Genomic DNA, 23,757 nt, shown 5'->3' with positions numbered 1-23,757 from the left:
GTATTGTCACCTATCGCCGGCCGGCGAGCCGGTGCTGCTCCACCGCCCGCTGAACGGCCCGATCGATCCGGCCGAACCGCAGCGCGTCGGTGGCTGCCAGCAGCAGCCGTACCGGCGCGACTCGCCGGTCAGCGCCGATATGTCTACCTCGATCGACCCGTCCAGCAGCCGGGCGTCGGCGGAGATCCGCTCACCCTCGGCGAGGAATATCACGTCACCGGGCACCAGCTGCCGTACGTCGACCCGCTGCCGCCGCCGGTCCCGCAGGACGCTGGCCTGCTGGGGCAGGTACCGGGTCAGCGCCTCGACCGCGTGTTCGGCGTGACGCTCCTGGTCGAACGCGAACACGGCGTTGATCAGGATGACGACCACGATCGCCGCCGCCAGTACCGGTGTGCCGGCGATCCAGGCCAGGCCGGCGGCGACCCACAACACCAGCGCGAGCGGGTGGACCAGCTGCCGGATCAGATCCCGCCACCACCGGGTGCCACCCTGCCGGCGCAGCTCGTTCGGCCCGTACTCGACCAGGCGCTGCTTCGCTTCCGCGTTTGACAGCCCGTCGAGGCTCGTCCTCAGGTCTTTGAGGAGTTGGTCGATCGGCTGTTGCGGGTCGTGTCCGGCCGGCAGGGGTTTGTCACGCGCCTCCTGTGGTGGCTGCCGTGCCATGCTCTCAGACTGCCGTACGGCGAGGCGCGGGGCGCGCGTTTCGTCCCCGGGCTGCGTATGGCCGCCGGCTGAGCGGCGGGAACGAGCCGTCAGGCGGCCCTGCGTACCGTGGAGGTGTCGACGATCTCCTCGGTGGGCAGGCGCGGGGTGTGCGGTTGCCCCGCGTATGCCGGGTCCGCGATGCCCAGCCGCAGCGCCAGGTACGGGAAGCCGAGCCCGGCCAGCACCGCGCGTACGGTCTGCCGGGTGCCTTCCACCTCCACCACGCCGCTGAGCGGCACCACGGAAACCCCGAGTCGGGTGGCGGTCAGCCATCCGGCGGAGAGCCCCTCACCGGCGCGCAGCCAGCTGTCCGGCTCGTCCTCGGTGTTCCACAGGATGCCGTAGACGGCCGCCCGGTCGTGCCCGGGGCCGACCGGCAGGGTGCCGGGACGGCCGAAGTCCCGGCCCGGCACGGTGGTCTGCGGGGCCTGCTCCGGCAGCACCTCGGGCGGCAGCCCGGTGCCAGTGCCGGCCCTACTCGTCCAGTACGCCAGCTCCTCGCGCAGCTCTGGCTCCGCTGCCGCGACCACCGCGGCCTGGGCCGCCGCGGCGGCCAGCTCCATCACCTGATCGGACCTGAGGACCTGGAGCCGCGCGCCCTCCGCACCGGTCGCGTTGGCGATCTCGTCGAGCGTCGCGTCGGGCACCGGCTCGTCGCTGACCGGCCGGCGGTCGGTGTGCCGGACCCGCATGCACTGCACGAGGCGCAGCGCGTCCGGGTCCGCCCCGGTGTGCCGGAACCCGGTGAGCCGGGCGAGGAGCTCCGGCTGGTTCGGGTCGGGCATTCGCTCCATCATCGCGGTCCAGCCCTCGGCGGCCAGCGCGACGCGTGCGTGGTGCAGCGCGGCGCCGCAGCTCAATGTCACCAGCCGGTTTTCCGGGTCGGTGGCGGCGAGCCGGGGATCGCGCGCCATTCGCAGTTCCAGCGCGTCGGGGAGGACCTTCCAGCGCCACGGCTGGGTGTTGTGCACCGAGGGGGCGCGACCGGACGTCGCGGCAGCCTCGGTTAGCGCGGTGGTCAGCGCCTGGTCGGTAGCCGACGTCTCGTAGCTCATCGTCACGACCTTTCCGTTTTCCCCATCGTGCCCCACCCCGGCCGCGTCCGGGTGCCGTTGCCGCTCCTGGTCGGGCATGCAGCGGCCGGTCGCACGGTGCGCGGGACCGCGCGTCCGGGCCCTTCGGCCCGCGCCCGATTACCCCTGTTGCCCTGTCCTGCCACCTGCGCCGCTGAGACGATCCGCAGGTGGGAGCGGAACCGCGCGAGTGCGTACCCGAGCGGCCGGTGCCGGGGCGCCGGGTGGACTGGCGGCAATGGGCGCCGCTGACCCTGCTCACCCTGGCCGTGCTACTCGGCGCCGGGCTGTGGTTCGCCGGGCTGCGCGGGGCGGGCCAGCTGGTCTGGGCGGCGGTGACCCTGGTCGCGCTGGTGCCCGCCGTCGGGACGACGCTCCGTCAGCTGTGGCGCCGGCAGTTCGGGGTGGACGTGATCGCCGTGCTGGCCCTGGTCGGCGCGCTGCTGGTCCGCGAGTATCTGGCCGGCGCGGTGATCGCGGTGATGGTGGCCACCGGGCAGGCGCTGGAGGACTACGCGCAGCGTCGGGCCAGCCGTGACCTGCGGGCGTTGCTGGAACGCGCGCCCCGGCAGGCGCGGCGGCGTACCCCGGACGGCGGGATCGAGGTGGTGCCCCTGGACCAGGTGGCGGTGGGAGACCGGCTCGTTGTCGGCCCCGGCGACGTGGTGCCGGTGGACGGGACCGTCGAGGAGGCCGCGACCCTGGACGAGTCGGTGGTGACCGGCGAGTCGCAGCTGGTCACCCGGGGCGCGGGAGAGCAGGTGGCCAGCGGTGTGGTCAACGCCGGCGCCGGGTTCGGGCTGCGGGCCGGCAAGAGCGCGGCGGAGAGCACGTACGCGGGCATCGTCCGGCTCGCGGAGGAGGCCACCGCGCACAAGGCGCCGATGGTTCGGCTCGCCGACCGGTACGCGGCCGCGTTCGTGCCGTTCACCCTGCTGCTGGCGGGGCTCGCCTGGCTGCTCTCCGGCCAGTTCCTGCGGGCGGTGGCGGTGCTGGTGGTGGCCACCCCCTGCCCGCTGTTGCTGGCCACCCCGATCGCGATCGTCTCCGGGCTGTCCCGGGTGGCCCGGCGCGGCGTACTGGTCCGCGACGGCGGGTCGCTGGAGCTGCTGGGCCGGGCCCGTACGCTGCTGATGGACAAGACCGGCACGCTCACCGCTGGCCGCCCGCGTGCCGTCGAGACGGTGGTTGCGCCCGGCGGTGACCGGGACGAGGTGCTGCGGCTTGCCGCCTCCGTCGAGCAGCTCTCCCCGCACGTGCTTGCCGCCGCCCTGGTCCGGCAGGCCCGCGAGCAGGGGCTGCCGCTGGCCGAGCCGAACGACGTCACCGAGGAACCGGGGCGCGGGGTTACCGGCCGGGTGGACGGCCGGCTGGTCCGAGTCGGCCAGCTCACCGGCGAACCACCCGAGTGGGCCCACCAGGCCCGGGAGCGCGCCGAGCTGGCCGGCCGCTCCACCGTCTGGGTCAGCGGCGACCGCGCGCCGCTCGGCGCGATCCTGCTCGAGGACCCGGTACGCGCCGACGCCCGGCGCACCGTGCGGCGGCTGCGCCAGGCCGGACTGAACCGCCTGGTCATGGTCACCGGAGACCGGCCGCGGACGGCCCGGCAGGTGGCGCAGACAGTCGGCGTGGACGACGTCTGGGCGCAGTGCTCGCCCCGGGAGAAGGTCGAGCGGGTGAAGGCGGAGTCGGGCCGCGCTCTCACCGTGATGGTCGGCGACGGGGTCAACGACGCCCCGGCCCTCGCCGAGGCGCATGTCGGGGTGGCGATGGGCGCGACCGGGGCGAGGGCCTCCGCCGACGTGGCCGACGCGGTGCTCACCGTGGACCGGCTGGACCGGCTCGCCGACGCCGTCGAGATCGCCCGGTACGCCCGCCGCATCGCGGTGCAGAGCGCCACCGTCGGCATGGCTCTCGCAGTCGTCGCCATGGTGGTCGCCGCCGCCGGCGGGCTGCCCCCGGTCGCCGGCGCCTTCCTCCAGGAGGGCATCGACGTGCTGGTGATCCTCAACGCGCTGCGTGCGCTCGGCGGTGGCCTGCGCCGCCGCGACGTCCCGCCGGAGACCCGAGCCCTCCTCGACCGGTACGCCGGAGAGCACAGCGGGGTACGCGACGTGCTGGACCGGCTGCGCGACACCGCCGACCTGGTGGCGACCCGCCCGGACGCGGCGGAGTGCGTACCGGCCCTGCGGGACGTGCACCGGCGGCTGGTCGACGAGGTGCTGCCACACGAGGCGGCCGAGGAACGGCAGCTCTACCCGGCCCTGACCGGCCCGCTTGGCAGCGACGAGGCGACCTCGACGATGAGCCGTGCCCACGTAGAGATCAGCCGCCTGGTGGACCGGATCGGCGGCCACCTGGCCCAGCACCAGGACGGCCGGCTGCGCCGTGATGAGGTCTCCGACCTGCTTGCCGCCCTGTACGGCCTGGACGCCGTGCTGCGCCTGCACCTCGCGCAGGAAGAGGAGGACTACTTCTCCCTCAACCCCGCCGACACACCGCCACGTTGACCGGCGTCGCTAATCAGCGTACGCATTCCGCCTCAGATGCGAACCATACCGACGGCACAGCAATTGGCTGCTGCCGCAATCTGGGTGTCAGTCGTGAACGACGATTCGCCCTCGGACACCGGTGTCCATGCGTGGTCACGGGCGTTCACCGCCGTGGTGGCTCCCGATGAGCGCGGCGCGTAGCAGTCGTGTACACATCGATGGTCAGGGTTCTCGGCGCCACGCTTCCTGGCCCGCCACCGCCGCTGGCTCCGATTCCGGCGCTGCCTGCACCTCTGCCGCCTCCGCGGGAACCGGTTGGCGACATCGTCTTCGACATGGCCCGTCCGAATGCCGACGGCTGGGTGGCCGCCGGGGCGCTGCTGCGGGCGCTGGGCTGGCTGCTCGTTCACGCGGGAGGCGGCCGACCCGAGCAAGTTCCTCAACGCGCTCCGGTTCGACCTGTCCGCTCAACTGCCCCATTAGCACCAGCAGCCCCAGCGTCCGGCAGCGCCGCCGGCGGCGTGCTGGTGACTCCCGCGCCTATCAGGGCGTATCCTGCGGGCATGGCCAAGAGGAGCCCCGACAGCGGCGCCCGCAGCGAGGAGGTCCTCGCCGCCGCCGGCATCGTCGTCTCCGACGAGGGGAAGGCTCGCGCGCGCCGCCGCCTGGACGAGGCCCGGGAGCGGTGGACGGCGGAACTCGACGCCCAGGCTCGCGAGCAGCTTGGCCTGCCGGCCCGCGCCGCGTGACCGAACCGGCCGTCCGGGTCGTGTTCGACGCCTCCGCGATCATCGCCTTCACCCTAGGGTCGATCGACGTCGGTGAGGTGATCGCCGAGGTCGCCGACGAAGAGAACTGCGTGTTCGGGCTGCCGGTACTGTGCGTGGCCGAAGCCGCCCGGGTGGCCGTCGACACGGACCGCCTGCAGCTGCTCGTCAACCACCCGATCGCCGAGATCCTCTCGCCACCGCCGGACAGCTGGGAGGCCCTGGCGGTCACCCTTGACACGGTCGGCAGGGTCGACGCCGCCACTGCCGTGCTCGCCGCGATCGACCTGGGCTGCAGCGTGCTGACCGGCCAGCTCGGCCTGTATGGCGGCATCGCTGGCGGCGGCCCGGTCATCCCAATCTGACCCAGGTACTACACGGCGCACCGCGATGGCGCGCCAGACCCGATGTGAACCGGTCAACGCGGCCGGCTCACCATCTCCGGCATCACGCAAGTTCCCCGATCCGCATCTGGTGGCTCCTGTCGTCGCGCCTTGACCTTCCCCTGGCTGAAGGGTTCAGTCCGATACGGGTAGAGCCGTGCCGGCCAGTCGGTGACGGTTGATGCCACCGGGGGCCGTTTGCCAGGAGGACTGTGATGACGGCAGCAGATCGCGCAGCAGAGGGCCGGGTTGTTGTTGAGCTTCGTTCGGTGCCGGACTGTCCGAACCTCGCGCCGGCTCGGCATGAGCTGCGCGCGGCGCTGGCCGACGTCGGTCTGCCCCTCGCGGTGGTCACCGAGGTCGTGGGGGACTACGCGTCGCCGTCGATCCTGGTCAACGGCGTGGACGTGATGGGCGGCACCGGCGACGGTTCGGCAGCCTGTCGCTTGGATCTCCCCACCGGCGAGCGCATCCGCGCTGCCCTGCGCCAGGCGATCGGCGCTGGACCCGCCACCCCAGTGACGGAGCAGAGCCGGGTGGATTGCCGCGCGCAGCCGGACAAATGCGATCCGGACAGATCGGCCCCGCCGCGCCGAGCAGCTCCCCGACAGCCTCCGGCAGGTGCATCGAGCGATCCTGCGTCACTTCGCCGCCACCGGGGCTGCCCCCATTGACGCCGACATCCGCGCTGGCCTCGGCGCGGCGGAGCTGGACACCGCGAAGGCGCTTCGGGAACTTGCCCGGGAAGATCTTGTCGCCGTCGACAACGCCGGGCGTCTGGTCGCGGCCACCCGTTCTCGCCAACGCCAACGCCGCACCGGGTGTCATTCGGCGATGTCGATGTGTTCGCGATGTGCGCCATCGACTCCCCACCCGGCTGGCGTGGTTCCCGCCACCAACAACAGGTAGCTGTACGGGCCACCACCACGACACCCGCCGACCGATACCCCGACGTGCCGGCACTTGCCGCAGCCTGGCGCAGCACCCCTGCCGAATCCGTAACGCGCGCCGAGGCCTGTGACATTGGTGGCGCACCTTCTGAGGATAGATCCCGACTCAGGGGACTCGCGGGAGGGCAAGCTGCGAGAGCGGGTCCAGCGCAGCCCGTGACTGATCCGGGCGCTGAGCGTCGTGCGGGACTCATCCCGAACGCTGACCCTGCGTCGGCGTCTTGACCTGAGCCAGCGAACAAACTCGCGGAGAGTTGCCGCCGCGCCGCGCTACTGCCGGCCGCGGGTGCAGGGCCGGGGGAGCGCACACCATGATCTTCGATGATGTGCGCGGTGCTCTCCAGCGGATGCCAACCTGGGTCAGCCAGTGCCAACGCGAGTCACCGCGGCGACCGCCGGTCGCAAACCGGGTTTCGTGTGCTGGGTGTGGCCCTGGTCTGGGAGAACGGGGTCCGGGTGACGTTGGTGAACATGGGCCACTCCCTGTCACCCCAGGTGAACCCCCAGGTCGCGAGACTAGTACGGCAGCCGCCGTTTGAGATTTTGCTGCTCAGCAGGGGTGAACGGAAGACGGCCACCGCGTGATCGTCTGTGCGTTGTGGACACAACGTCAGATCTTGCGGTGGCCGCGTGCCACAGCGTAGCCGTTGCTCGGTGGGAACGTGTGCTGGCCGGGGTGTTGGGCTGCTTCGCGGGCCGGTTCGGGCGGGTGGAGCCTCGTCGTGCGGCGGCGGTGTTCGTGGCGGGGCTGCTGTCCGATCTTGAGGTCAAGACGTGCTGGCAGTTGGCCGAGCATGCCGGTCATGCCCGGCCGGATGCGATGCAAAGGTTGTTGTACCGGGCGGTGTGGGACGCCGACGCCGTCCGCGACGACCTGCGGCACCTGATCGCCGACCGGTTCGGTGACCCGGACGTGGTCCTGGTGGTCGACGAGACCGGCGACCTGAAGAAGGGTGTGCAGTCGGTCGGGGTGCAGCGGCAGTACACCGGCACCGCCGGGCGGATCGAGAACAGCCAGGTCGGGGTGTTTCTGGGCTACGCCGGCCGGGACGGACACACCCTGATCGACCGGCGCGTGTATCTGCCGGCGTCGTGGACCGACGACCGGCAGCGGTGCCAGGCCGTGGGCGTGCCCGACGAGATCGAGTTCGCCACCCGGTCGGAACTGGCCGCCGACATGATCACCGCCGCCCTCGACGCCGGCGTGCCGGCGGGGTGGGCCGCAGCGGACGAGGCGTACGGCAACAGCGCCGCGTTCCGCAACCGGCTGCGCGAACTCCGGCTCGGCTACGTGCTTGCGGTGTCCCGCAGCCATCTGATCCCGCTCGACGGCGGCGAGGTGAAGGTCCGAGCCGACCGGGTGGTCGCCGAGCTACCGGCCTCGGCGTGGCAACGTCGCTCAGCTGGCGCCGGGTCCAAGGGGCCCCGCTTCTACGATTGGGCCTGGCTCGATCAGGTCACCACCGACGCCGATCCCGACGACGGCGGCCGGCACAGCCTCCTGGTCCGCCGTAACACCACCACCGGCGAGTCTTCTACCGCTGCTGGACCCCGAGGCCAGCCACGCTCGCCCAGCTCGTGCGGGTCGCCGGGATCCGCTGGACCATCGAGGAGAGCTTCCAGACCGCGAAAGGTCAGGTCGGCCTCGACCAACATCAGGTCCGCCGCTGGGACTCCTGGCACCGGTTCACCACCCTCGCTCTGGCCGCCCTCGCCGTCCTGGCGATATGCGCCGCCGACGACGCCAACACAGCTCACGACGGCAGGGACACCGGGCTGATCGACCTGACCGTCAACGAAGTACGCCGCCTGGTCAACATCCTCATCGTCCGCCCGGTCAGCGACCCCGCCCACCGTTTGCACTGGTCAGGCTGGCGCCGCCAACACCAAGCCCGAGCCCGACGATCCCACTACACACGCCGCCTTAACCTCGAACTCAAGCCATGATCGCGAACGGCGGCTGCCGTACTAGGCCCTCGCGCCCTCGTAGCTCAGGGGATAGAGCAACGGATTCCTAACCCGACGCTCCGCTTGTGTCCGCAGGCCGATGACCTGCGGATTTCGGTTTTCTGCCTGTGCGTGCCGGTCGCTTCGCGGCCTTGCTGCGATCGCTTGCCGAAGATCGGCTGGAACGTTGTGGGTCCTGCGGGTGCAGGCTTAACGCTGCCGCGAGTCGGGAGCCGAGTCATCCTTCCTCGTCGTCGAGCAGTTCGCGGCGCCACTCCGCAAATCGGCTTCGGAGTTTGTCCAGCGCTGGGCCGGTGACGCCGTACTGGGCGAAGTCGTCAGGGTCGAGCAGGGTGGCTTGTCCGAGAGCGTCGGCGAAGATGCGCGGGTCGAAGCCACGGTCGGCGCGCTGCGCGAGGGCGAGGAGGGTTTTGCGAGTGTAGCGGCCGGATCGGAGCGTGGCGTCGATGTCGATGAAGTCGCGGGCGAACGCTCGCCCGTAGAGGGCGCTCACCTTGTTCGCGACCGCGTCGTCGGGGTGGAGTACCGGTCCGATCGCCATGAGGATCGGTTCGTTGGCACGCCAGTCCACGCCGAGTTCGACCTTGGAAACCCGGACGCCGTCGGTGACGGCCAGCCGGGCGAAGGTGTCGTACTGCCGCTCGGTTTCGACGGTCAGGCCATCGTCTCGGTAGGCGTGCACGACGGCGGTGACCGCAGCAGTGAACTCGTCGCGGCGGTCCCAGGCGGTGAACAGGTCGACGTCCTCGCTGGGCCGCTCCAGGAGCCCGGCGGCCTGAACCGCGTAACCGCCGGCCAGGGCGAAGCCGTATCGATCGGCCGCCGCGAGCCCGGTGCGGGCGAGGCGTTCGTGGAAGGGGTCCACCGCTATGCCGCGTTGCTGCGGGTGGCGGCGAGTTCGGGGAAGGCGTCCTCCCAGCGCTGGCGGAGGTGGGGTGGCAGCCAGAGGGTGGGCCAGAGCCGCCGGAGGAGGTCGGCGTCGAGCCAGGTGTTCAGGTCCTCGACGGTACTGGCTTCGGTGAGCACCACCTTGTACATGCTGGCCAGGCGTGCGGCCCGGTTCAGGTCGTACTCGGCGTGCCCGGACCAGTCGAGGTGACGTGGAAGCGTCACCGTGCCCTCGGTGGGGCCGTGGAGGTCGGCGAGGGTTTCGGCCACTACGTAGGGCTTCCGGTCACCGTAGGGCCGGTAGTCCGCTGGCGGTTGGGGTGATGTCCTGCGTCGGCTGATGTTGGTCGCGCGCCGGACTTCGGGTCGTAGTGCCTGACGGATGGTCTCCCGGCTGTACCCGGTGACCCGCTGCAGATCCACCGGCCGCCAGCCGGCCGCGTGAAACGCTCGCAGCTGCTCGTCCCGCTCGGTCAACGCAGCCGCGCGCGTCGCCTCGTACCTGGAGACAACCGCCTGCAGCTCATCCTCGGAGAACCGGTCCATACCGTCAGCCTACTACGCTAGGCCCAGCACGCTTGGCTTTGTCATATCCCTGTAACTGGCGGGACCAGTCTTGGTGACCGGTGTCCTGACGCTCGTCGTCACGCTCGTGGAGATCATCGAGGAGGCCCTGGAAACCCAGGCCGTGCGACGTCTGGAGAGCGGCGACCTCACCGAGCAGGAGCAGGACCGCCTCGGTGAGGCGTTGTTGGAGCTGGACGAGGCGATGAAGGAGATCAAGGCCGAGCACGGCATCACGACGTCGGTCGCGGATCTGCGGACCTGCCCCCCGATCCTCTGGGTAGGGGGATCGACGGCGTGCCGCTACATCTCGTGCACATCCCGCAGGGGTTGACCGCGATCGTGCACGAGACGATGTCCGGGCCCTATGAAGGAAGCGACGACGACGCCAAGCGGTGGATCCTGGAACACAGCGCGGTGGTGGAGCGTGCCTGGGAGATGGCGGGCAACGTCCTGCCGGTGACCTTCAACGTGCTGGTACGCGCGGATGAGGACCGCACCGCCTACGAGGCGCTGCGCGGCTGGCTGCGGGACACGGCCTCCGAGGTGCGGTCACGCCTCGACACGCTGCGCGATCGCGTCGAGCTGCGGGTGGACATCAGCCTGGACCGCCGACAAGCGGCAGCGGAGGAACCCGACGTGCAGGCGCTGGCGGCCGACTTGGCGGACAAACCCGCAGGCGTGCGGCGCCTGCTGGTGAAAAGCTGGAGAAGCTGCAGCGAGACGCCGCCGAGAAGCTGGCCGACAATCTTTATCCGGCCTACCGCAGGCGGCTGGCGGGTCTGGTCGACGACATCACGGAAACCCGCCGCGGGCAGCGGGTCGAGGGTCAGGTTCGAGTGCTGGCCGTCGCTGTCCTCGTGCACCGCGACCAGGTGGAGCAACTCGGGGCTGAGCTGTCCCGCATTCAAGACGAGCACGCCCGCCGCCCGCATCCGGTTTCTAGGCCCGTGGCCCCCGTACTCCTTCAGCGCATTGCCCGGAGAAGCGGCGATTGATCACCCACGCGAGAGGCTTCCAGCCGATTCCCGACCCCAGTGACCATCCTGCACCGGGAGTGGGCACGAGGACCACCGGGCAATGCGGTGCGCTGGACAAGCCCACCTCACCCGGCGCCCCTCACCTACGTCAAGAGCCCGGTCTTGTCACCAGCGTCCATGCACAGGAAACTCCCGGGACGCTCACCCTGACGGTGGTCCCCAGGTCACCGCGTCGTTCTGGTCAGTTCCTGCGCTCTGCCCAGCTCCTGGGCGTACGAGCGGGCGTCGATCGCGTCCAGCATGGCCAGCTCAGCGTTGTAGGCCGCCCATTCGGCGTAGTCGATGGCGTCCTGCGCGCCGGTTTCCGCCCAGTCTGCCTCGGCGGTGGCCGCCTGAGCGTCCATGTTCTGGGTCCGCTCCTCGAACGAGGCTCGCACGTCGGCTCGCATGGCGGCGGCGTCGGCCTTCATCTGGGCCCAGACGCTGCCTCCGCCCGCGCGTACCTCGTCGGCGTGTTGCTGCGATTCGATCGCCGACCGCTCGATCTCGTTCTGGGTCGTGTCGATGCGCTGCCTGAGCTGCTCGCGCGACTCGGTCTGCGCGGCGAGCACCTCTGCCCTGGTGAGGGCCAGACGCTGCTCGAGCATCTCCAGCCGTTGGACGAAGTCCATGGTTTCTCCTTCACAACCGGTTCGGCGGGTACAGGTCTCACGCACAGCGTGACGTGGGCGCGGGTGAGTCCGTCTCACCCGGTACGGGTGACATTAAGACCGGGAGCAGGACGCACGAACGGCCCGCCGCGGAGGCTGGCGTTTCATCAGCCTCGCGCCCGGGAAGCCGCGCGTGATGAGCGAGGTCGACGACCGGACCACAGCGCGGCGTGTGCTGATCGCCATCGGCCTGGTCCTCGCCACCGCGGCCGGACTGGTGCTGGTGTGGCAGACCCGCCGGGTGCTGGCCTGGACGGTGGTGGCGGTGTTCCTGGCGGTGGCGCTGAACCCGCTGATAGAACAGGTGCAGCGCCGGTGGGTACGGCGGCGGGCGGTGGCCACGCTTGCGGTGTTCCTCGCCTTCCTCGTCGTGCTCGGCGCGCTCGCCGCGTTGGTCCTGGTCCCCCTGGTAGAGCAGGTGGGCCGCTTCGCGGAGCGGGCACCGGGGCTGGTGCGGGACGCTCGGGCGGGTCAGGGCTCCGTCGGTACGCTGCTGGAGCGGTTGCACCTGCGGCAGGCTGCCGGCACGCACATCGATCAGCTGCAGCAATACGGCGGCCGAGTGGGACGGTCGACGGTCGGGGCGCTACGTTCGACGGTGCAAGGTGTTGCGGGAGCGTTGACGGTGATGGTGCTCGCGTTCCTGATGGTCGTGCAGGGGCCGCGGCTGGTGGCCGGGGCGCTGGCGGTGGCCGGCGAGGGCCGGCGGGAGCGGCTGTGCCGAATCGGGCGGGGGGCGTCGCGCACGATCACCGGCTACGTGGGCGGGAACCTGGTGATCAGCGTGATCTGCGGGCTCACGACGTTCGTGGTGCTGGTTTTGACCGGGGTGCCCTTTGCGGGCGTCATCGCTCTGGTCGTCGCGGTGGCCGACCTGATTCCTCTCGTGGGGGCGACCCTGGGGGCGATCGCCGCCGGCGGTGCGGCATTCCTGCACTCGCCCACCGCCGGGGTGGTCGTGCTGGTCTTCTTCGTTCTCTACCAGCAGGTGGAAAATCACCTGCTGCAGCCGGTCATCATGTCTCACACGGTGCAGCTCAATCCCCTGGCTGTGCTGATCAGTGTGCTGATCGCCGCGGAACTCGGCGGGCTGGTCGGCGCGCTGCTGGCCATACCGGCGGCCGGCATCATCCGCATCCTGCTGCGCGAAGTCGTCCCCGTCACCCAACGCGATTCCTGGGCGGAACCGGGCGAGACATGACGGCAGGCGGGTGGATGTTTTGCAAACCGACCAGTGGTTGCCGACCGGCCGAGAAGTGGCGAGGGTAGCCGCCGCCGAGGTTGACCGCGGCTCCCGCGTTGGTCGTCACTCGCGGATCAGCCCCGGTGGCAGCGCGTCACCGTTGGGTCGGACCTGGCGGGCGTTGGCCACGGGGTCGCGTTCGAGGGTGTGGATCAGTGGTGTCGGGCCGCCGACGCAGGTCCAGGTGTCGTCCCAGAGCGCGGAGACAAGCCATGACCGGTCGGCGGGGAAGAACAGGTCGGGTAGTGCTCCGCGGGGGTGGCGCATGTGACCATCGGTGCGCCAGGTGAGGGCTTGCTCGGGGCCGGCCTCGACCAGCACGAACAGCTCGACCAGCACCCACTCGCGCCGATCATCGGGAGCCTGCCCGGCATGGGCGCCCTGCTGACCGCCGAACTGTTGGTGCACTCCGCCGGCATGACCGAGTACGACAGCCCTGCCAAACTCGCCGCCCACGCCGACCTGGCACCTGTTTCCCGGGACTCCGGCACGGTTTCCGGCAACCATAGCCAGCCCCGCCGCTTTCACCGGAGACTGCGGCACATTCTGTGGATGGCCGCGTTCACAGCCGCCAGGGAATGCCCTACCTCCCGCGCCTACTACGAGAAGAAACGCGCCGAAGGAAAGAACCACCGGCAAGCCATACTCGCCCTCGCCCGACGACGCGTCGACGTTCTATGGGCCCTTGTCCGTGACCGCCCGAACGTCAACACACCCGGCCTCGCCACCAGCACCTCCAGCCCAACCAAGATCAGTTGCACTGAAGCCTAGAAACCGCCACCCCTGAACCCTCTGCGAGTGCGTTGATCAGCTGCAATCGGGCGAAACGGTGCTGATGGCCGGGTCGGTGATCCTCACCCTGCCATCGTGATCCTCTTCTTCGCCAGCGAACGGCTCTTCACCGAGGGCTGACCAGCGGCGCGGAGAAGGGCTGACCGTCGGCACTGTCAGATGCCGGGGTGTCACTCCCGCGCCTGGCCGTGGCGCCTTTCCACCCGGATCGCCCGACTCCCGGGCTAGCGTCAGTTCAGGGCACGGCGATCGGAGTTGAATGGCAGCGGTACGCGAGACACTCAAGGTCCCCCGGGCCGGGCACCTGCTGCATGTCGAGGTGACCGGCAGCCAAGGGGTGCCGGTGGTGCTGCTGCACGGCTTCCCCGACAACCTGCACCTTTACGACGAGCTGATGCCGCACCTCGGCGATCGGCGGGTCGTCCGCTTCGACTTCCTCGGCTGGGGCCGCTCGGACAAGCCCGACGGCTACCCGTATACGGCGGACAACATGACCGGCGACCTCGCGGCAGTGATCGACCACCTCGGGCTGGAGCAGGTCGTGCTCGTGGCCCACGATGCGTCCGGGCCACCGGCGATCGACTGGGCGCTGCTGTATCCGCACCGGGTCGCTGCGCTGGTGTTGCTCAATACCTATTACCACCAGACGATGGCGCTGCGCCGACCACCCGTCATCGCGCTGTACTCAACTCCGCTGCTGCGCAACGTAGCCCGAGCGCTGGCCGGCCGTGGGTCGGACCTCGCTCGGCGCCTCTACATCTGGCAGGTGGGCAGGTTCATCTCGGACGACCAGCGCAGGGACCCGATGGTGAACCTCTTGTACGACTCCTTCACCACGGCCCAGCCAGCGTTCTGGCGGCTCAACGACGACTTGCTCGGCACCGTGCTGACCCGCCGGCGCCGGATACCCGACCTGCGCCGGTTCGACCGGCCGGTGCGGGTGGTCTTCGGCACGGAGGACCGCTCCCTCAATCCACGGGTCGCGCGCCGCTTCGCGGAACTCTTCCCCCGCGCCGACCTCCACCTGCTGCCGAATGCGAGCCATTTCGTGCAGGTCGACCAGCCGGAGCGGACCGCCGAACTCGTCCTGAGCGCCGGTTGACCGCGCGGCCCGGCGCCGCGGTCGGAGTGCCTCGGGCCGCGCCTGAGTCGCGTCACCCCTCCCGTCGCCGGCCGGCGAAGATCCGGCGGCGCGGCTGCTGGACGCGCTCGTCCCCGTTACCTTTGATCGTCCCCAGCCGGGGACTGCTCGGTCGCCCGGTCTGGTATGACTTACTTCCCCTGTCGTTCCGATGATCCGGGGGGTGTTGTCGCCGGGCCGGGTGGCGTCGGCGGACCGCTGATAGGGACACGACCACTCGCAGGGTTGGGGTAGGTCTCTTCGTAACGTGGCGGCCGGCAGTCGACGCCAGACTGGCGACCGAGGCGGACGCAACGTCGCGGGGGCGATGTGCACGGCGACTACCAGGTGTTCCTTGAAGTCGATGTCGGCAAGGACGGCCACCACGCAGTCGCTCTGACCCTTGATGGCAAGCGGCTGCACGATGCTGCCCTGGCCAACACCGAGGCCAAGCTGCGGCAGGTCTTCGGCAAGCTCGCCAAGCACGGCAAGGTCCTGATGGTGGTCGACCAGCCGGCCTCGATCGGCGCGCTGCCGGTCGCGGTCGCCGCGCCTGCGGGCATCAGGTGGCCTACCTGCCAGGGTTGGCGATGCGCGGGATCGCCAACCTGCACCCGGGCGCGGCCAAGACCGACGCCCGCGACGCTTACGTGATCGCTGACGCGGGTCGGACTCTGCCGCACACGCTGCGCCGTGTCGATGTCGGCGACGAAGCCCTGGCCGAGTTGGAAGTGCTCGTCGGGTTCGACGACGACCTGGCCGGCGACGGCCACCGGAAAGTGCCAGACAGTTGGATTACCTGACCCTGCCAGTCGGGTGGCCCAATCGGCTGCCGTACCCTCGCCCGGTTCGAGCAGCAGCGCGTCCTTCTGTTCGGCATCGGCATTCCCGCTGAGTTCCTGCCGAGCGCCCGCGAACTCGGACGAGTCGACCTTTGCTGATGGGGACAGCCAGCCGCGGCGTCGAGTCACTGTGCGTAAGGATGATCGCGGTTGCTTCCACTGTCAGGGTGCTTTGTTCTGTCGAGAAGCGGATGCTGGATGGGCGGAACCTGGGGCGGCGACGATGAATCCGCGTTCAAACGTGCTTTTGCGACGATGCGGCGCGCGCGTTCTGCCGGTGAGCGCTGGCAGCCGGCGACCAAATTCTTCGAGCCGCCAGGGGCGGCGGTGATCCGGAACCGATCGAGGGCCGCGCGGGTCGAGTCGCGCGGTCCTCGATCCGGCCGTGTTCACGCCACCGGCATGTCCCTTCGGCGCAGCCCCGCGAGCCCGGCCGCTCCCAGGGCGACGGCGATGGCGGTGAGCCACAGTATCGGTGTCACGGTGAATGCGGAGCCGGGCAGCTTCGGTACGTGTGCGAACGGGGTGAGGTCGACGATCCATTGGTTCAGCCCGAACAGCGCGCCGAGTTCAACGAGCAGGACGGACAGGATGAGCGCGGCCCAGGCCAGCGAGCTGAGCCTCGGTGTGAGGCCGATCAGGGCGGTGCCGAAGCCGGCCAACACCCAGGCGGCCGGCAGTTGCACCAGTGCGGCGCCGAGCAGCCGCCCGACCTGCCCGCCGACGTCGTGGACCTGCGCGCCGTACACGAGACCGCCGGCGATGCCCGACACGGCCAGCAGCAGCGCCGTGCCCAGCAGTGCGAACGCCAGGTGGCTCGTCGCCCAGCGCAGCCGGCTGACGCGCGTGGCCAGCAGCGCCTCGACCCGGCCGCTGCTCTCCTCCTGGCGCAGCCGCAGCGTCGCCTGAACCGTGTAGGCGGCGGCGACCATGCCGGTGATGCCGAAGATCGCGGCGAGGAACGCGTCGGTGAGGCCGCTGCGCCCGCCCATCCGGGTCAAGATGTCAGCCAGCTGCTGGTTCGGCGACTTCAGGTCCCCGATGCCGGCGGCGGCGCCACCCATGGCGGCACCGGTCAGCGCCAGCCCGACGGTCCATCCGAAGAGCAGGCCGCGGTGCAGCCGCCAGGCCAGCGCGAACGGGCCGCGCAGGGCAGGGGACGCCTCGACGGGCCCAGGCCGCTCCGGGAGCAGGCCGGCGCCCACGTCCCGGCGGTCCGCGAGCGCGTACCCGACCATGACGAAGGCAGCCGCGCCCACGACGAACAGTGCGGCCACCCACCACCGTTCCCCGGCATACGGGCGCAGGTGCAGCGCCCAGCCGGTCGGCGACAGCCAGCTCAGCCAGGTCGGCCCGGTGTCGCCGACGGCGCGCAGCAGGTACGTGCCGCCGAGGACGGCGCTGGCGATGCCGGTGGCCGCCCGGGCGCTCTCGGTAAGCTGCGCGGCCGCGGCCGCGACCGCGGCGAACAGCATCCCGACAAGGCCGGTCGCGACGCCGAGCGCCACCGAACCGGCGGCTGGCAGCCCGGTCGCCATCAGCCCGAGCGCAACGAGCACCGCGATGGCCAGGTTCGCCAGCGCGGTGACAAGCAGGGCGGCGGTGAGCGGCGCATGCCGCCCGATCACGGTGGCGCGGATGAGCTCCAGCCGGCCGGTCTCCTCCTCGGTCCGGGTGTGCCGCACGACCGTCAGCAGGCTCATCAGCCCGACCAGGATGAACTCGGTCACGCCGATCTTCCACGCGGTGAGCCCACCGATCGACACGTCGAACAGCGGGCCGCTCAGCGCGACGAGTGACGGGTTGGTGAGAACGCCGCTCACCGCGCGCAGACTCTCTTCGGTCGGGTACAGCTTGAAGTAGTTGGCCGCGGTCGCCATCGGCATCACCGCGAGCCCGAGCACCCACACGGTCAGCCGGACACGGTCGAGCCGCAGCGCCAGCCGCACCAGGGCGCGCGTGCCGGTCAGCGAGTTCACCGGGCCACCTCCGTCCGGTGCTTTGCGTCGGCCTGCGCCCGGTCGTAGTGACGCAGGAACAGCTCTTCGAGGGTCGGCGGCTGGCTGGTCAGGCTCCGAATGCCCACCATGGTGAGCTGCCGCAGCACTGCGTCGAGCGCGGTGGTGTCCACGTCGAAGCGCACGGTGCCGTTGTGGGCCTGCAGGTCGTACACGCCGGGCAGCGTGTCCAGGCCAGTCGCCGGCCCGGCGAGGTCGACCTGGATCGAGGTGCGGGTCAGATGCCGCATGCCGGCGAGCGTGCCGCTCTCGACCGCCCGCCCCGCGCGGATGATGGTGACCCGGTCGCAGAGCGCCTCGACCTCGGCGAGGATGTGGCTGGACAGCAGGACGGTGCGGCCGTCACGCTGCTGTTCTTCGCGGATCACCTGGCGGAAGACCTCCTCCATGAGCGGGTCGAGGCCGGAGGTGGGCTCGTCGAGCACGAGCAGGTCGACGTCGGAGGCAAGGGCAGCGACGAGCGCGACCTTCTGCCGGTTGCCCTTCGAGTAGGTCCGGCTCTTCTTGCTCGGGTCGAGGTCGAAGCGCTCCAACAGCTCGGCGCGGCGCCTGACGTCGAGGCCGCCGCGAAGCCGGCCGAGCAGGTCGATGACCTCGCCGCCCGACAGGTTGGGCCACAGTGTGACGTCGCCGGGCACGTATGCCAGGCGGCGGTGCAGTTCCGTGGAGTCGCGCCAAGGGTCGCTACCGAGCAGCCGGACGGCGCCGGCGTCGGCGCGTAGCAGCCCGAGCAGGATCCGGATGGTGGTGGACTTCCCTGCGCCGTTGGGGCCGAGGAAGCCGTGCACCTCCCCGGTCTGCACGGCGAGATCGAGCCCGTCGAGGGCACGGGTACGCCCGAACGTCTTGACCAGTGCGTCTGCGCGGATCGCTTCGGTCATGATCCTCATGCTCCTCCGGCCCCGGGGTCGGTCCCTGCGGCAGTAGGCGGATTGGGTGCCCGCAGCGGCTCCATCGCCCCGCGGGCCTTCGCGACGAATTCGGGATCGAGTAGCGAGTGGGAGTAGAAGTCGGCCAGCGCACCGGCCATGCGCAGGTGCCCGTCGGTGGTGAAGATGTCGACGCCCAGCGCGCGGGACACGTGGTCGTGCATCGCGAGGATCCCGGACTGCATGCCGACGAGCACCGCCGCGTATGCCCGGTAGTCCTCGGTGACGTCTGGCGCGTTCTTGCTGATCCACTGCTCGGTCAGTACCACCATGTCGTCGAACATCGCCGCGGCGCTGGGTGAGCCGTCGAGCATGGCCCGGGTGACGTACTTGTAAGACAGCAAGATCGTCGGATGGACCGACGGCAGGAAGCCCGGGCTGGCCACCTTGCCCTCGAGGACGAGCTCCTCCTTAATCTTCACGAGCCGGTCCAGCACGTGAAGGTCGCATGCCTCCCGCAGCGCCTCCTTGGACCCGAAGTGGTGCCGAAGCAGGCCCGGCGACACGCCGGCCGCCTGAGTGATGTCGCGGACCGTCGTGCCGTCCATGCCATGTTCGGCGAACAGGCGGATCGCGGCGTCCCTGATCCGGGCCCGGGCCGTCACGTCCTCGAACGCTGGATCGCCAACCGGCTGCTCCACACCCCACCCCCTCCATACAGACGTATGGCGGATTACTCGACCCGACAGCTGGCTATACACGCGTATAGTACCGCTGCAAGGGGCGGCAGCTTGCTGGCGCAGGCCGTAACGACATCCGGATCTGCCGCCGATAAAGCGCGGGCACGGTCAATTGGCCCGTCACTCTACGTACAGCGGGCTTCACAACCATGCAGCAACACAGGGGTAGGTTCGCAGCCCTGCCCTGACGTCAGGGTGACTCTGTAGTCGCAGGACCATCCGCCCGTGATGCGGCACCACGCCCGCCACGAGCACGCGTCCGGCCCCCGCTGCGCCTGCTACGACCCCTCCTCCTCGCCGAGTAGCAGCGGCACGTCGTGCACCGACATGTCCGGCCGGGCCCGCGCATACCGCACTCCGTGCCGCCAGCGCCCGTGCTCGAAGGCGACGTCGGCATCGATCTCGGCCACCACGGTCGGATCGACCTGCACGTATCGCACCGGCTCGGGACGGTCCAGCTGGCCAGACCAGGGCGCCGGCAGCGGCTCCGGCCACGGGTGCACCACAGCGGCACCCCGGTGCTGCCGAGCCCGCACCGGGGACAGCAATCCGCCGAGCTGCTCCCGCTGCGCGCCAGTCAGCGGGTGTCCGGCCGTGTACCGCAGCCGGCCCCGCCGATCAAACCGCCCGAGCAGCACGGTGGCGGGGTTGCGGATGCCTCGAACGCCTCCGCAGCTGCCCGCATCTCAGCCCCTGGGTCTCGCAGTGGCTCACACACCACATGCAGGAGGTCGCCGTGGACGAGCGTCCCGCTCGGGTGGCCCGTCCGTTGCCTGATCAGCGATCGAATCTCCTTCCGCAGGACGGTGAGTCGGTCACCGGGCACGCCCCGCACCTCCGCGTAGCCATGCGGACGTACGGCTTCGAGGACCAACTGCGCGACGACCCGCACCCGCTCATCGACCGCGGACGTGCGACCTGCAGATCGACGATGTTCACCACCGTCTCGCCGCTGTCGGCGTCCGGGCGCGTCGCCTGCTCCGGGGCCACGTCCAGTAACGCCCGCACCGAATCGGCGGTGCGGGCGGTCGCGAATGCCTCCAGCGCGCCGAAGGTGGCGAAGATGACGATCAGCAGTGCCCCGTCGAACACCTGCCCGATGCCCGCCGCGCCGAGCGCGGCCACGATCATCAGCAGCAGCCGGAGGGAGCAGTTCTGGTTCATCGAGGCGCTGGTCTACCTCGTTCTGGTGGCCACCGCGCTGATCGCAGTGCCAGGCGTGGACCGGTGGTCAGGCGGTTTGCTGGTTTCCCTCAGACGTGGTTCGGCATCTGCAGGGCGATTGGCATCCGCGCCGCGCGGGCTGCTCTTCGCTGTTCATCGGTGTGAGTCCGCTTGGTTTGGCACGTACGGCTGTCGCGGCATGGCAGTGTGACCGGTTGACGGGCCGGCAAAGAGGCAGAGTGGGCTGGCGACAATGGCAGGCACACCGCGAGGAGCAGTCATGGCCGCTGTTGAACACGTCCCCGTTCCTTCCGTGTCATCGGCCGTGAAGCGGGACCGGGACGAGGTGTTCGTTGAGTACACCAAGTCGATCTGCCCGGTGTGCAAGATCGTCGTCGATGGTCAGGTCAACATCCGCGACGACAAGGTGTACCTGCGTAAGCGCTGCCCGGAGCATGGCCTGTTCGAGGCGTTGGTGTACGGCGACGCGCAGATGTACCTCGACAGCGCCCGGTTCAACAAGCCCGGCACGATCCCGCTGACGTTCCAGACCGAGGTGGTCGACGGCTGCCCTTCGGACTGCGGCCTGTGTCCGGAGCACAAGCAGCACGCCTGCCTGGGCATCATCGAGGTCAACACCGGTTGCAACCTGGACTGCCCGATCTGCTTCGCCGACTCCGGCCACCAGCCCGACGGCTACTCGATCAGCCTGCAGCAGTGCGAGCGGATGCTCGATGTCTTCGTGGAAAGCGAAGGCGAGGCCGAGGTGGTGATGTTCTCCGGCGGCGAGCCCACGATCCACAAGCAGATCCTGGACTTCATCGACGCCGCCCAGGCCCGCCCGGTCAAGGCGGTCAACCTCAACACCAACGGTATCCGCCTCGCCTCTGACCGGGGATTTGTGGCCGCGCTCGGGGAGCGCAACCGGCCCGGCCGACCGGTCAACATCTACCTGCAGTTCGACGGGTTCGACGAGCGCACCCACCGGGAGATCCGCGGCCGGGACCTGCGCGCCATCAAGCAGAAGGCCCTGGACAACTGCGCCGACGTCGGGCTGACCGTCACCCTCGTCGCTGCGATCGAACGCGGCCTCAACGAACACGAACTCGGCGCCATCATCGAGCACGGCTTGGCCCACCCGGCGGTGCGCAGTGTCTCGTTCCAGCCGGTCACCCACTCCGGCCGGCACGTCACCTTCGACCCGCTGACCCGGCTGACCAACTCCGACATCATCCACCTCATCGCGCAGCAGCTGCCCGACTGGTTCCAGGCCAAGGACTTCTTCCCGGTGCCGTGCTGCTTCCCGACCTGCCGATCCATCACCTACCTGCTCACCGAAGGCACCCCCGGCACGCCGAACTTCGCCGTGGTATCCATCCCGAGGCTGCTCAACGTCGAGGACTACCTCGACTACGTGTCCAACCGGGTCGTGCCGGACCACGCCATCCGGGAAGCGCTGGAAAAACTGTGGTCGGCGTCGGCGTTCATGGGCACCGACACCACGCGCGACCGCCTCGCTCAGACCGCCGCGGCTCTGGACTGCGCCGACGCCTGCGGCATCAACCTGCCCGAGGCGGTCGCGAACCTCACCGACCGCGCCTTCATGATCGTCATCCAGGACTTCCAGGATCCGTACACCCTCAACGTCAAACAGTTGATGAAGTGCTGCGTCGAGGAGATCACCCCGGACGGCAGGTTGATACCGTTCTGCGCCTACAACTCCGTCGGCTACCGCGAACAGGTCCGCGAACAGATGTCCGGCGTAACAGTGGCCGACGTCGTGCCCAACGCCCAGCCGCTGCAGCCGATCCTCATCGACTCGCCCTACGGTTCGAAGATTGCCGGGAGCGGGGCGGGGCATCGCCCGGACGGTGGACGCCGCATCGCGCCGGACAGCACCAACGTCGGCCGAGGGATCCGATGAACGTCCCGATCCCGCCGCCGACGGCTGCCGAGGCCAAGGCATGCTGCGCCGCCACCTACGGCTCTGACGTGGTGGCCCTGCTGCTCGGCGACTCCTACCACCCTGGTGGCCTCGCCCTCACCCGCCAGCTCGCCGACCGGCTGGACCTGCGCGCCGGGGAGATCGTCCTCGATGTGGCCAGTGGCCGGGGGAGCACCGCTCTGATGCTGGCGACCGAGTACGCCGTCGACGTCACCGGCGTCGACCTGTCCGAGGCCAACGTCGCCCGCGCCACCGACGTGGCACAGGCCGCCGGCCTCGCCGACCGCATCCGGTTCCGGGTAGCCGACGCCGAGCGGCCACCCGTCGACGCGCAGTCGGTCGACGTGGTGGTGTGCGAGTGCGCCTTCTGCACCTTCCCTGACAAACCCACCGCCGCCGCCGAGTTCGCCCGGGTGCTGCGCCCCGGCGGCCGGCTCGGCATCACCGACGTCACCGTCAATGCCGAGCGGCTCCCGCCCGAGCTGGCCGGGCTGGGGGCGTGGGTCGCCTGTGTCGCCGACGCCCGCCCTCTCGACGGGTACGCGGCCCTGCTGAGCGGGGCGGGGCTGACAGTCACCCACACCGAACGCCGCGACGACGCGATGGTGGCCATGATCGATCAGATCGAGGCGCGTCTCACCCTCGTGCGGATGACCGCACGAGCACGGGCCGAGGCCCTCGGCGTGGACTTCGACCGCGCCCCGGCAGTGCTGGCCGCCGCCCGCGCCGCCATCGCCGACCATGTCCTCGGCTACGCCCTGCTGACAGCCGTGAAACGGCAGTGACAGCCAACGGTGACCTCCCCGGCGCCGAACAGGAGATCGGAGGCGATCATGGCAGCACGGCCCGGCTGGACCATCGCGGCCATCACCGCGGCCGCGGCCGCAGTCGGGTACCGGGCGCTGGTCTCCGGCCAGCTCACCCTCGAGCTGGGCATCGGCCGGCGCACACGCGCCCTCGGGCCGCAGGTGCTCGACATCGCCGCGCCCCGCGAGCTGGTCTTCGACGTGATCGCCCAGCCCTACCTCGGCCGGCCCACGAGGGCCCAACGGGAGAAGATCCAGGTGCTGGAACGCGGAGAGGGAATGGTCCTGGCCGCCCACCGCACGCCCGTCGGCCGTGGCCTGGTCACCCAGACGGTCGAGACGGTTACCCTCACCCGCCCCGACACCGTCGACTTCCGTCTCGTGCGCGGCCCTGTGCCGTACGTTCGGGAACGCTTCTCCCTCACCGACCACGGCGGCCACACCCGACTGGAGTACACCGGCGAGATGGGCACCGACGGCTGGGCGCTCGGCGCCGGGTGGGCGGCGGTGGTCGCGCGGCGATGGGAGGCGACGGTCGCCGACGCGCTGGCCACCGTGAAATCCGAGGCCGAACGCCGGCAGGAACACGGTCAGGGCTAGGGCCGTACGGGCTCGGCGGCCAACCGTCAGCCGTCTGGCGCTAGTCTTGTTTTTTAACCTTCGGCTCTCTGGCCTGATGTCTCGCGCTGTCGTGGGTGGACACGAAGACGGCTTCGGTGATCATGTCGTCTCGCC

At 70.3% G+C, this 23,757-nt stretch carries 21 protein-coding genes and 4 pseudogenes; 15 read left to right on the top strand and 10 right to left on the bottom strand.

Features of this window, described 5'->3' with window-relative positions:
* Positions 1-6 precede the first annotated feature (6 nt).
* Positions 7-666, bottom strand: coding sequence for a cation-transporting P-type ATPase (locus ACZ6O2_RS32810; RefSeq protein ID WP_466025673.1), 660 nt, complete (start codon positions 664-666; stop codon positions 7-9).
* Between the two features lie 89 nt (positions 667-755).
* Positions 756-1,763, bottom strand: a complete 1,008-nt coding sequence (locus ACZ6O2_RS32805) for an Acg family FMN-binding oxidoreductase (RefSeq protein WP_466025672.1) — start codon at positions 1,761-1,763, stop codon at positions 756-758.
* 188 nt (positions 1,764-1,951) lie between these two features.
* Between ACZ6O2_RS32805 and ACZ6O2_RS32800 the strand changes: the two genes are divergently transcribed.
* The 5 genes and pseudogenes from ACZ6O2_RS32800 (at position 1,952) to ACZ6O2_RS32780 (ending at position 8,320) form a co-directional block, all read left to right on the top strand.
* Positions 1,952-4,291 (top strand): heavy metal translocating P-type ATPase, encoded by a 2,340-nt coding sequence (locus ACZ6O2_RS32800; RefSeq protein ID WP_466025671.1) that lies wholly within the window; start codon positions 1,952-1,954, stop codon positions 4,289-4,291.
* A gap of 545 nt (positions 4,292-4,836) precedes the next feature.
* Positions 4,837-5,022 (top strand): hypothetical protein, encoded by a 186-nt coding sequence (locus ACZ6O2_RS32795; RefSeq protein ID WP_466025670.1) that lies wholly within the window; start codon positions 4,837-4,839, stop codon positions 5,020-5,022.
* Between the two features lie 20 nt (positions 5,023-5,042).
* Positions 5,043-5,405, top strand: a complete 363-nt coding sequence (locus tag ACZ6O2_RS32790) for a hypothetical protein (RefSeq protein ID WP_466025669.1) — start codon at positions 5,043-5,045, stop codon at positions 5,403-5,405.
* 233 nt (positions 5,406-5,638) lie between these two features.
* Entirely contained in the window at positions 5,639-6,097 is a 459-nt protein-coding gene (locus tag ACZ6O2_RS32785; protein ID WP_466025668.1) for a hypothetical protein, read from the top strand.
* Positions 6,098-7,052: 955 nt separating this feature from the next.
* Positions 7,053-8,320 (top strand): annotated as a pseudogene (locus ACZ6O2_RS32780) (IS701 family transposase).
* Between the two features lie 238 nt (positions 8,321-8,558).
* Here ACZ6O2_RS32780 and ACZ6O2_RS32775 read toward each other — a convergent pair.
* Together ACZ6O2_RS32775 and ACZ6O2_RS32770 are read right to left on the bottom strand one after the other, a co-directional pair.
* Positions 8,559-9,206 carry a nucleotidyl transferase AbiEii/AbiGii toxin family protein gene (locus tag ACZ6O2_RS32775; RefSeq protein ID WP_466025667.1) on the bottom strand — a complete coding sequence of 216 codons (648 nt, stop codon included), beginning with the start codon at positions 9,204-9,206 and terminating at the stop codon, positions 8,559-8,561.
* Positions 9,207-9,208: 2 nt separating this feature from the next.
* The gene (locus ACZ6O2_RS32770) at positions 9,209-9,775 is read right to left on the bottom strand and encodes a hypothetical protein (RefSeq protein WP_466025666.1); all 567 of its coding nucleotides are present in this window, start codon (positions 9,773-9,775) and stop codon (positions 9,209-9,211) included.
* A 73-nt stretch (positions 9,776-9,848) separates the two neighbouring features.
* Here ACZ6O2_RS32770 and ACZ6O2_RS32765 point away from each other — a divergent pair, with 73 nt between their 5' ends.
* Positions 9,849-10,127, top strand: a complete 279-nt coding sequence (locus tag ACZ6O2_RS32765; RefSeq protein WP_466025665.1) for a gas vesicle protein K — start codon at positions 9,849-9,851, stop codon at positions 10,125-10,127.
* Positions 10,091-10,791: pseudogene (locus ACZ6O2_RS32760) on the top strand (GvpL/GvpF family gas vesicle protein). The gene ACZ6O2_RS32765 and the pseudogene ACZ6O2_RS32760 overlap by 37 nt, the downstream one beginning before the upstream one ends.
* Before the next feature lie 206 nt (positions 10,792-10,997).
* Here ACZ6O2_RS32760 and ACZ6O2_RS32755 read toward each other — a convergent pair.
* A complete protein-coding gene (locus tag ACZ6O2_RS32755) occupies positions 10,998-11,444 on the bottom strand; it encodes a hypothetical protein (RefSeq protein ID WP_466025664.1) in 447 nt (148 codons plus the stop codon).
* Positions 11,445-11,619: 175 nt separating this feature from the next.
* On the opposite strand from ACZ6O2_RS32755, the gene ACZ6O2_RS32750 reads away from it, so the two are divergent.
* A complete protein-coding gene (locus ACZ6O2_RS32750; RefSeq protein WP_466025663.1) occupies positions 11,620-12,684 on the top strand; it encodes an AI-2E family transporter in 1,065 nt (354 codons plus the stop codon).
* A 105-nt stretch (positions 12,685-12,789) separates the two neighbouring features.
* Here the strand turns inward: ACZ6O2_RS32750 and ACZ6O2_RS32745 are convergent, their stop codons facing one another.
* The gene (locus tag ACZ6O2_RS32745) at positions 12,790-13,065 is read right to left on the bottom strand and encodes a hypothetical protein (RefSeq protein WP_466025662.1); all 276 of its coding nucleotides are present in this window, start codon (positions 13,063-13,065) and stop codon (positions 12,790-12,792) included.
* Here ACZ6O2_RS32745 and ACZ6O2_RS32740 point away from each other — a divergent pair.
* The 3 genes and pseudogenes from ACZ6O2_RS32740 to ACZ6O2_RS32730 all read left to right on the top strand — a co-directional run.
* Positions 13,048-13,497: pseudogene (locus ACZ6O2_RS32740) on the top strand (transposase); the annotation flags it as partial. The gene ACZ6O2_RS32745 and the pseudogene ACZ6O2_RS32740 sit on opposite strands and share 18 nt — an antisense overlap.
* A gap of 280 nt (positions 13,498-13,777) precedes the next feature.
* Positions 13,778-14,620 carry an alpha/beta fold hydrolase gene (locus ACZ6O2_RS32735; protein WP_466025661.1) on the top strand — a complete coding sequence of 281 codons (843 nt, stop codon included), beginning with the start codon at positions 13,778-13,780 and terminating at the stop codon, positions 14,618-14,620.
* Between the two features lie 348 nt (positions 14,621-14,968).
* Positions 14,969-15,414, top strand: a pseudogene (locus ACZ6O2_RS32730) (IS110 family transposase); the annotation flags it as partial.
* 455 nt (positions 15,415-15,869) lie between these two features.
* Here the strand turns inward: ACZ6O2_RS32730 and ACZ6O2_RS32725 are convergent.
* From ACZ6O2_RS32725 to ACZ6O2_RS32710, 4 genes are all read right to left on the bottom strand, one after another.
* Positions 15,870-17,459 (bottom strand): ABC transporter permease, encoded by a 1,590-nt coding sequence (locus ACZ6O2_RS32725; RefSeq protein WP_466025660.1) that lies wholly within the window; start codon positions 17,457-17,459, stop codon positions 15,870-15,872.
* The gene (locus ACZ6O2_RS32720; protein WP_466025659.1) at positions 17,456-18,379 is read right to left on the bottom strand and encodes an ABC transporter ATP-binding protein; all 924 of its coding nucleotides are present in this window, start codon (positions 18,377-18,379) and stop codon (positions 17,456-17,458) included. Before ACZ6O2_RS32720 ends, ACZ6O2_RS32725 begins: the two co-directional genes overlap by 4 nt.
* Positions 18,380-18,384: 5 nt before the next feature.
* Positions 18,385-19,068, bottom strand: a complete 684-nt coding sequence (locus ACZ6O2_RS32715; RefSeq protein ID WP_466025658.1) for a TetR/AcrR family transcriptional regulator — start codon at positions 19,066-19,068, stop codon at positions 18,385-18,387.
* 317 nt (positions 19,069-19,385) lie between these two features.
* The gene (locus ACZ6O2_RS32710; protein ID WP_466025657.1) at positions 19,386-19,613 is read right to left on the bottom strand and encodes a hypothetical protein; all 228 of its coding nucleotides are present in this window, start codon (positions 19,611-19,613) and stop codon (positions 19,386-19,388) included.
* 230 nt (positions 19,614-19,843) lie between these two features.
* Between ACZ6O2_RS32710 and ACZ6O2_RS32705 the strand changes: the two genes are divergently transcribed.
* The 4 genes from ACZ6O2_RS32705 (at position 19,844) to ACZ6O2_RS32690 (ending at position 23,622) form a co-directional block, all read left to right on the top strand.
* Positions 19,844-20,482, top strand: coding sequence for a hypothetical protein (locus ACZ6O2_RS32705; RefSeq protein ID WP_466025656.1), 639 nt, complete (start codon positions 19,844-19,846; stop codon positions 20,480-20,482).
* 114 nt (positions 20,483-20,596) lie between these two features.
* Entirely contained in the window at positions 20,597-22,195 is a 1,599-nt protein-coding gene (locus tag ACZ6O2_RS32700; protein WP_466025679.1) for a radical SAM protein, read from the top strand.
* The gene (locus ACZ6O2_RS32695; RefSeq protein WP_466025655.1) at positions 22,192-23,001 is read left to right on the top strand and encodes an SAM-dependent methyltransferase; all 810 of its coding nucleotides are present in this window, start codon (positions 22,192-22,194) and stop codon (positions 22,999-23,001) included. The genes ACZ6O2_RS32700 and ACZ6O2_RS32695 overlap by 4 nt, the downstream gene beginning before the upstream one ends.
* 48 nt (positions 23,002-23,049) lie before the next feature.
* Positions 23,050-23,622 (top strand): hypothetical protein, encoded by a 573-nt coding sequence (locus ACZ6O2_RS32690; protein ID WP_466025654.1) that lies wholly within the window; start codon positions 23,050-23,052, stop codon positions 23,620-23,622.
* The last annotated feature ends 135 nt before the right edge of the window (positions 23,623-23,757 follow it).

This window comes from Micromonospora sp. NPDC048040 (assembly GCF_055587185.1).
The sequence above is the reverse complement of the archived record's forward strand: the minus strand, read 5'-3'. Positions and strand labels throughout refer to the sequence as shown.

Bases quoted from the DNA above. Each gene is read 5' to 3' on its own strand.
- ACZ6O2_RS32810 (WP_466025673.1), bottom strand. From the start codon at position 666: ATGGCACGGCAGCCACCACAGGAGGCGCGTGACAAACCCCTGCCGGCC.
- ACZ6O2_RS32805 (WP_466025672.1), bottom strand. From the start codon at position 1,763: ATGAGCTACGAGACGTCGGCTACCGACCAGGCGCTGACCACCGCGCTA.
- ACZ6O2_RS32795 (WP_466025670.1), top strand. From the start codon at position 4,837: ATGGCCAAGAGGAGCCCCGACAGCGGCGCCCGCAGCGAGGAGGTCCTC.
- ACZ6O2_RS32785 (WP_466025668.1), top strand. From the start codon at position 5,639: ATGACGGCAGCAGATCGCGCAGCAGAGGGCCGGGTTGTTGTTGAGCTT.
- ACZ6O2_RS32770 (WP_466025666.1), bottom strand. From the start codon at position 9,775: ATGGACCGGTTCTCCGAGGATGAGCTGCAGGCGGTTGTCTCCAGGTAC.
- ACZ6O2_RS32755 (WP_466025664.1), bottom strand. From the start codon at position 11,444: ATGGACTTCGTCCAACGGCTGGAGATGCTCGAGCAGCGTCTGGCCCTC.
- ACZ6O2_RS32750 (WP_466025663.1), top strand. From the start codon at position 11,620: ATGAGCGAGGTCGACGACCGGACCACAGCGCGGCGTGTGCTGATCGCC.
- ACZ6O2_RS32735 (WP_466025661.1), top strand. From the start codon at position 13,778: ATGGCAGCGGTACGCGAGACACTCAAGGTCCCCCGGGCCGGGCACCTG.
- ACZ6O2_RS32720 (WP_466025659.1), bottom strand. From the start codon at position 18,379: ATGACCGAAGCGATCCGCGCAGACGCACTGGTCAAGACGTTCGGGCGT.
- ACZ6O2_RS32695 (WP_466025655.1), top strand. From the start codon at position 22,192: ATGAACGTCCCGATCCCGCCGCCGACGGCTGCCGAGGCCAAGGCATGC.
- ACZ6O2_RS32690 (WP_466025654.1), top strand. From the start codon at position 23,050: ATGGCAGCACGGCCCGGCTGGACCATCGCGGCCATCACCGCGGCCGCG.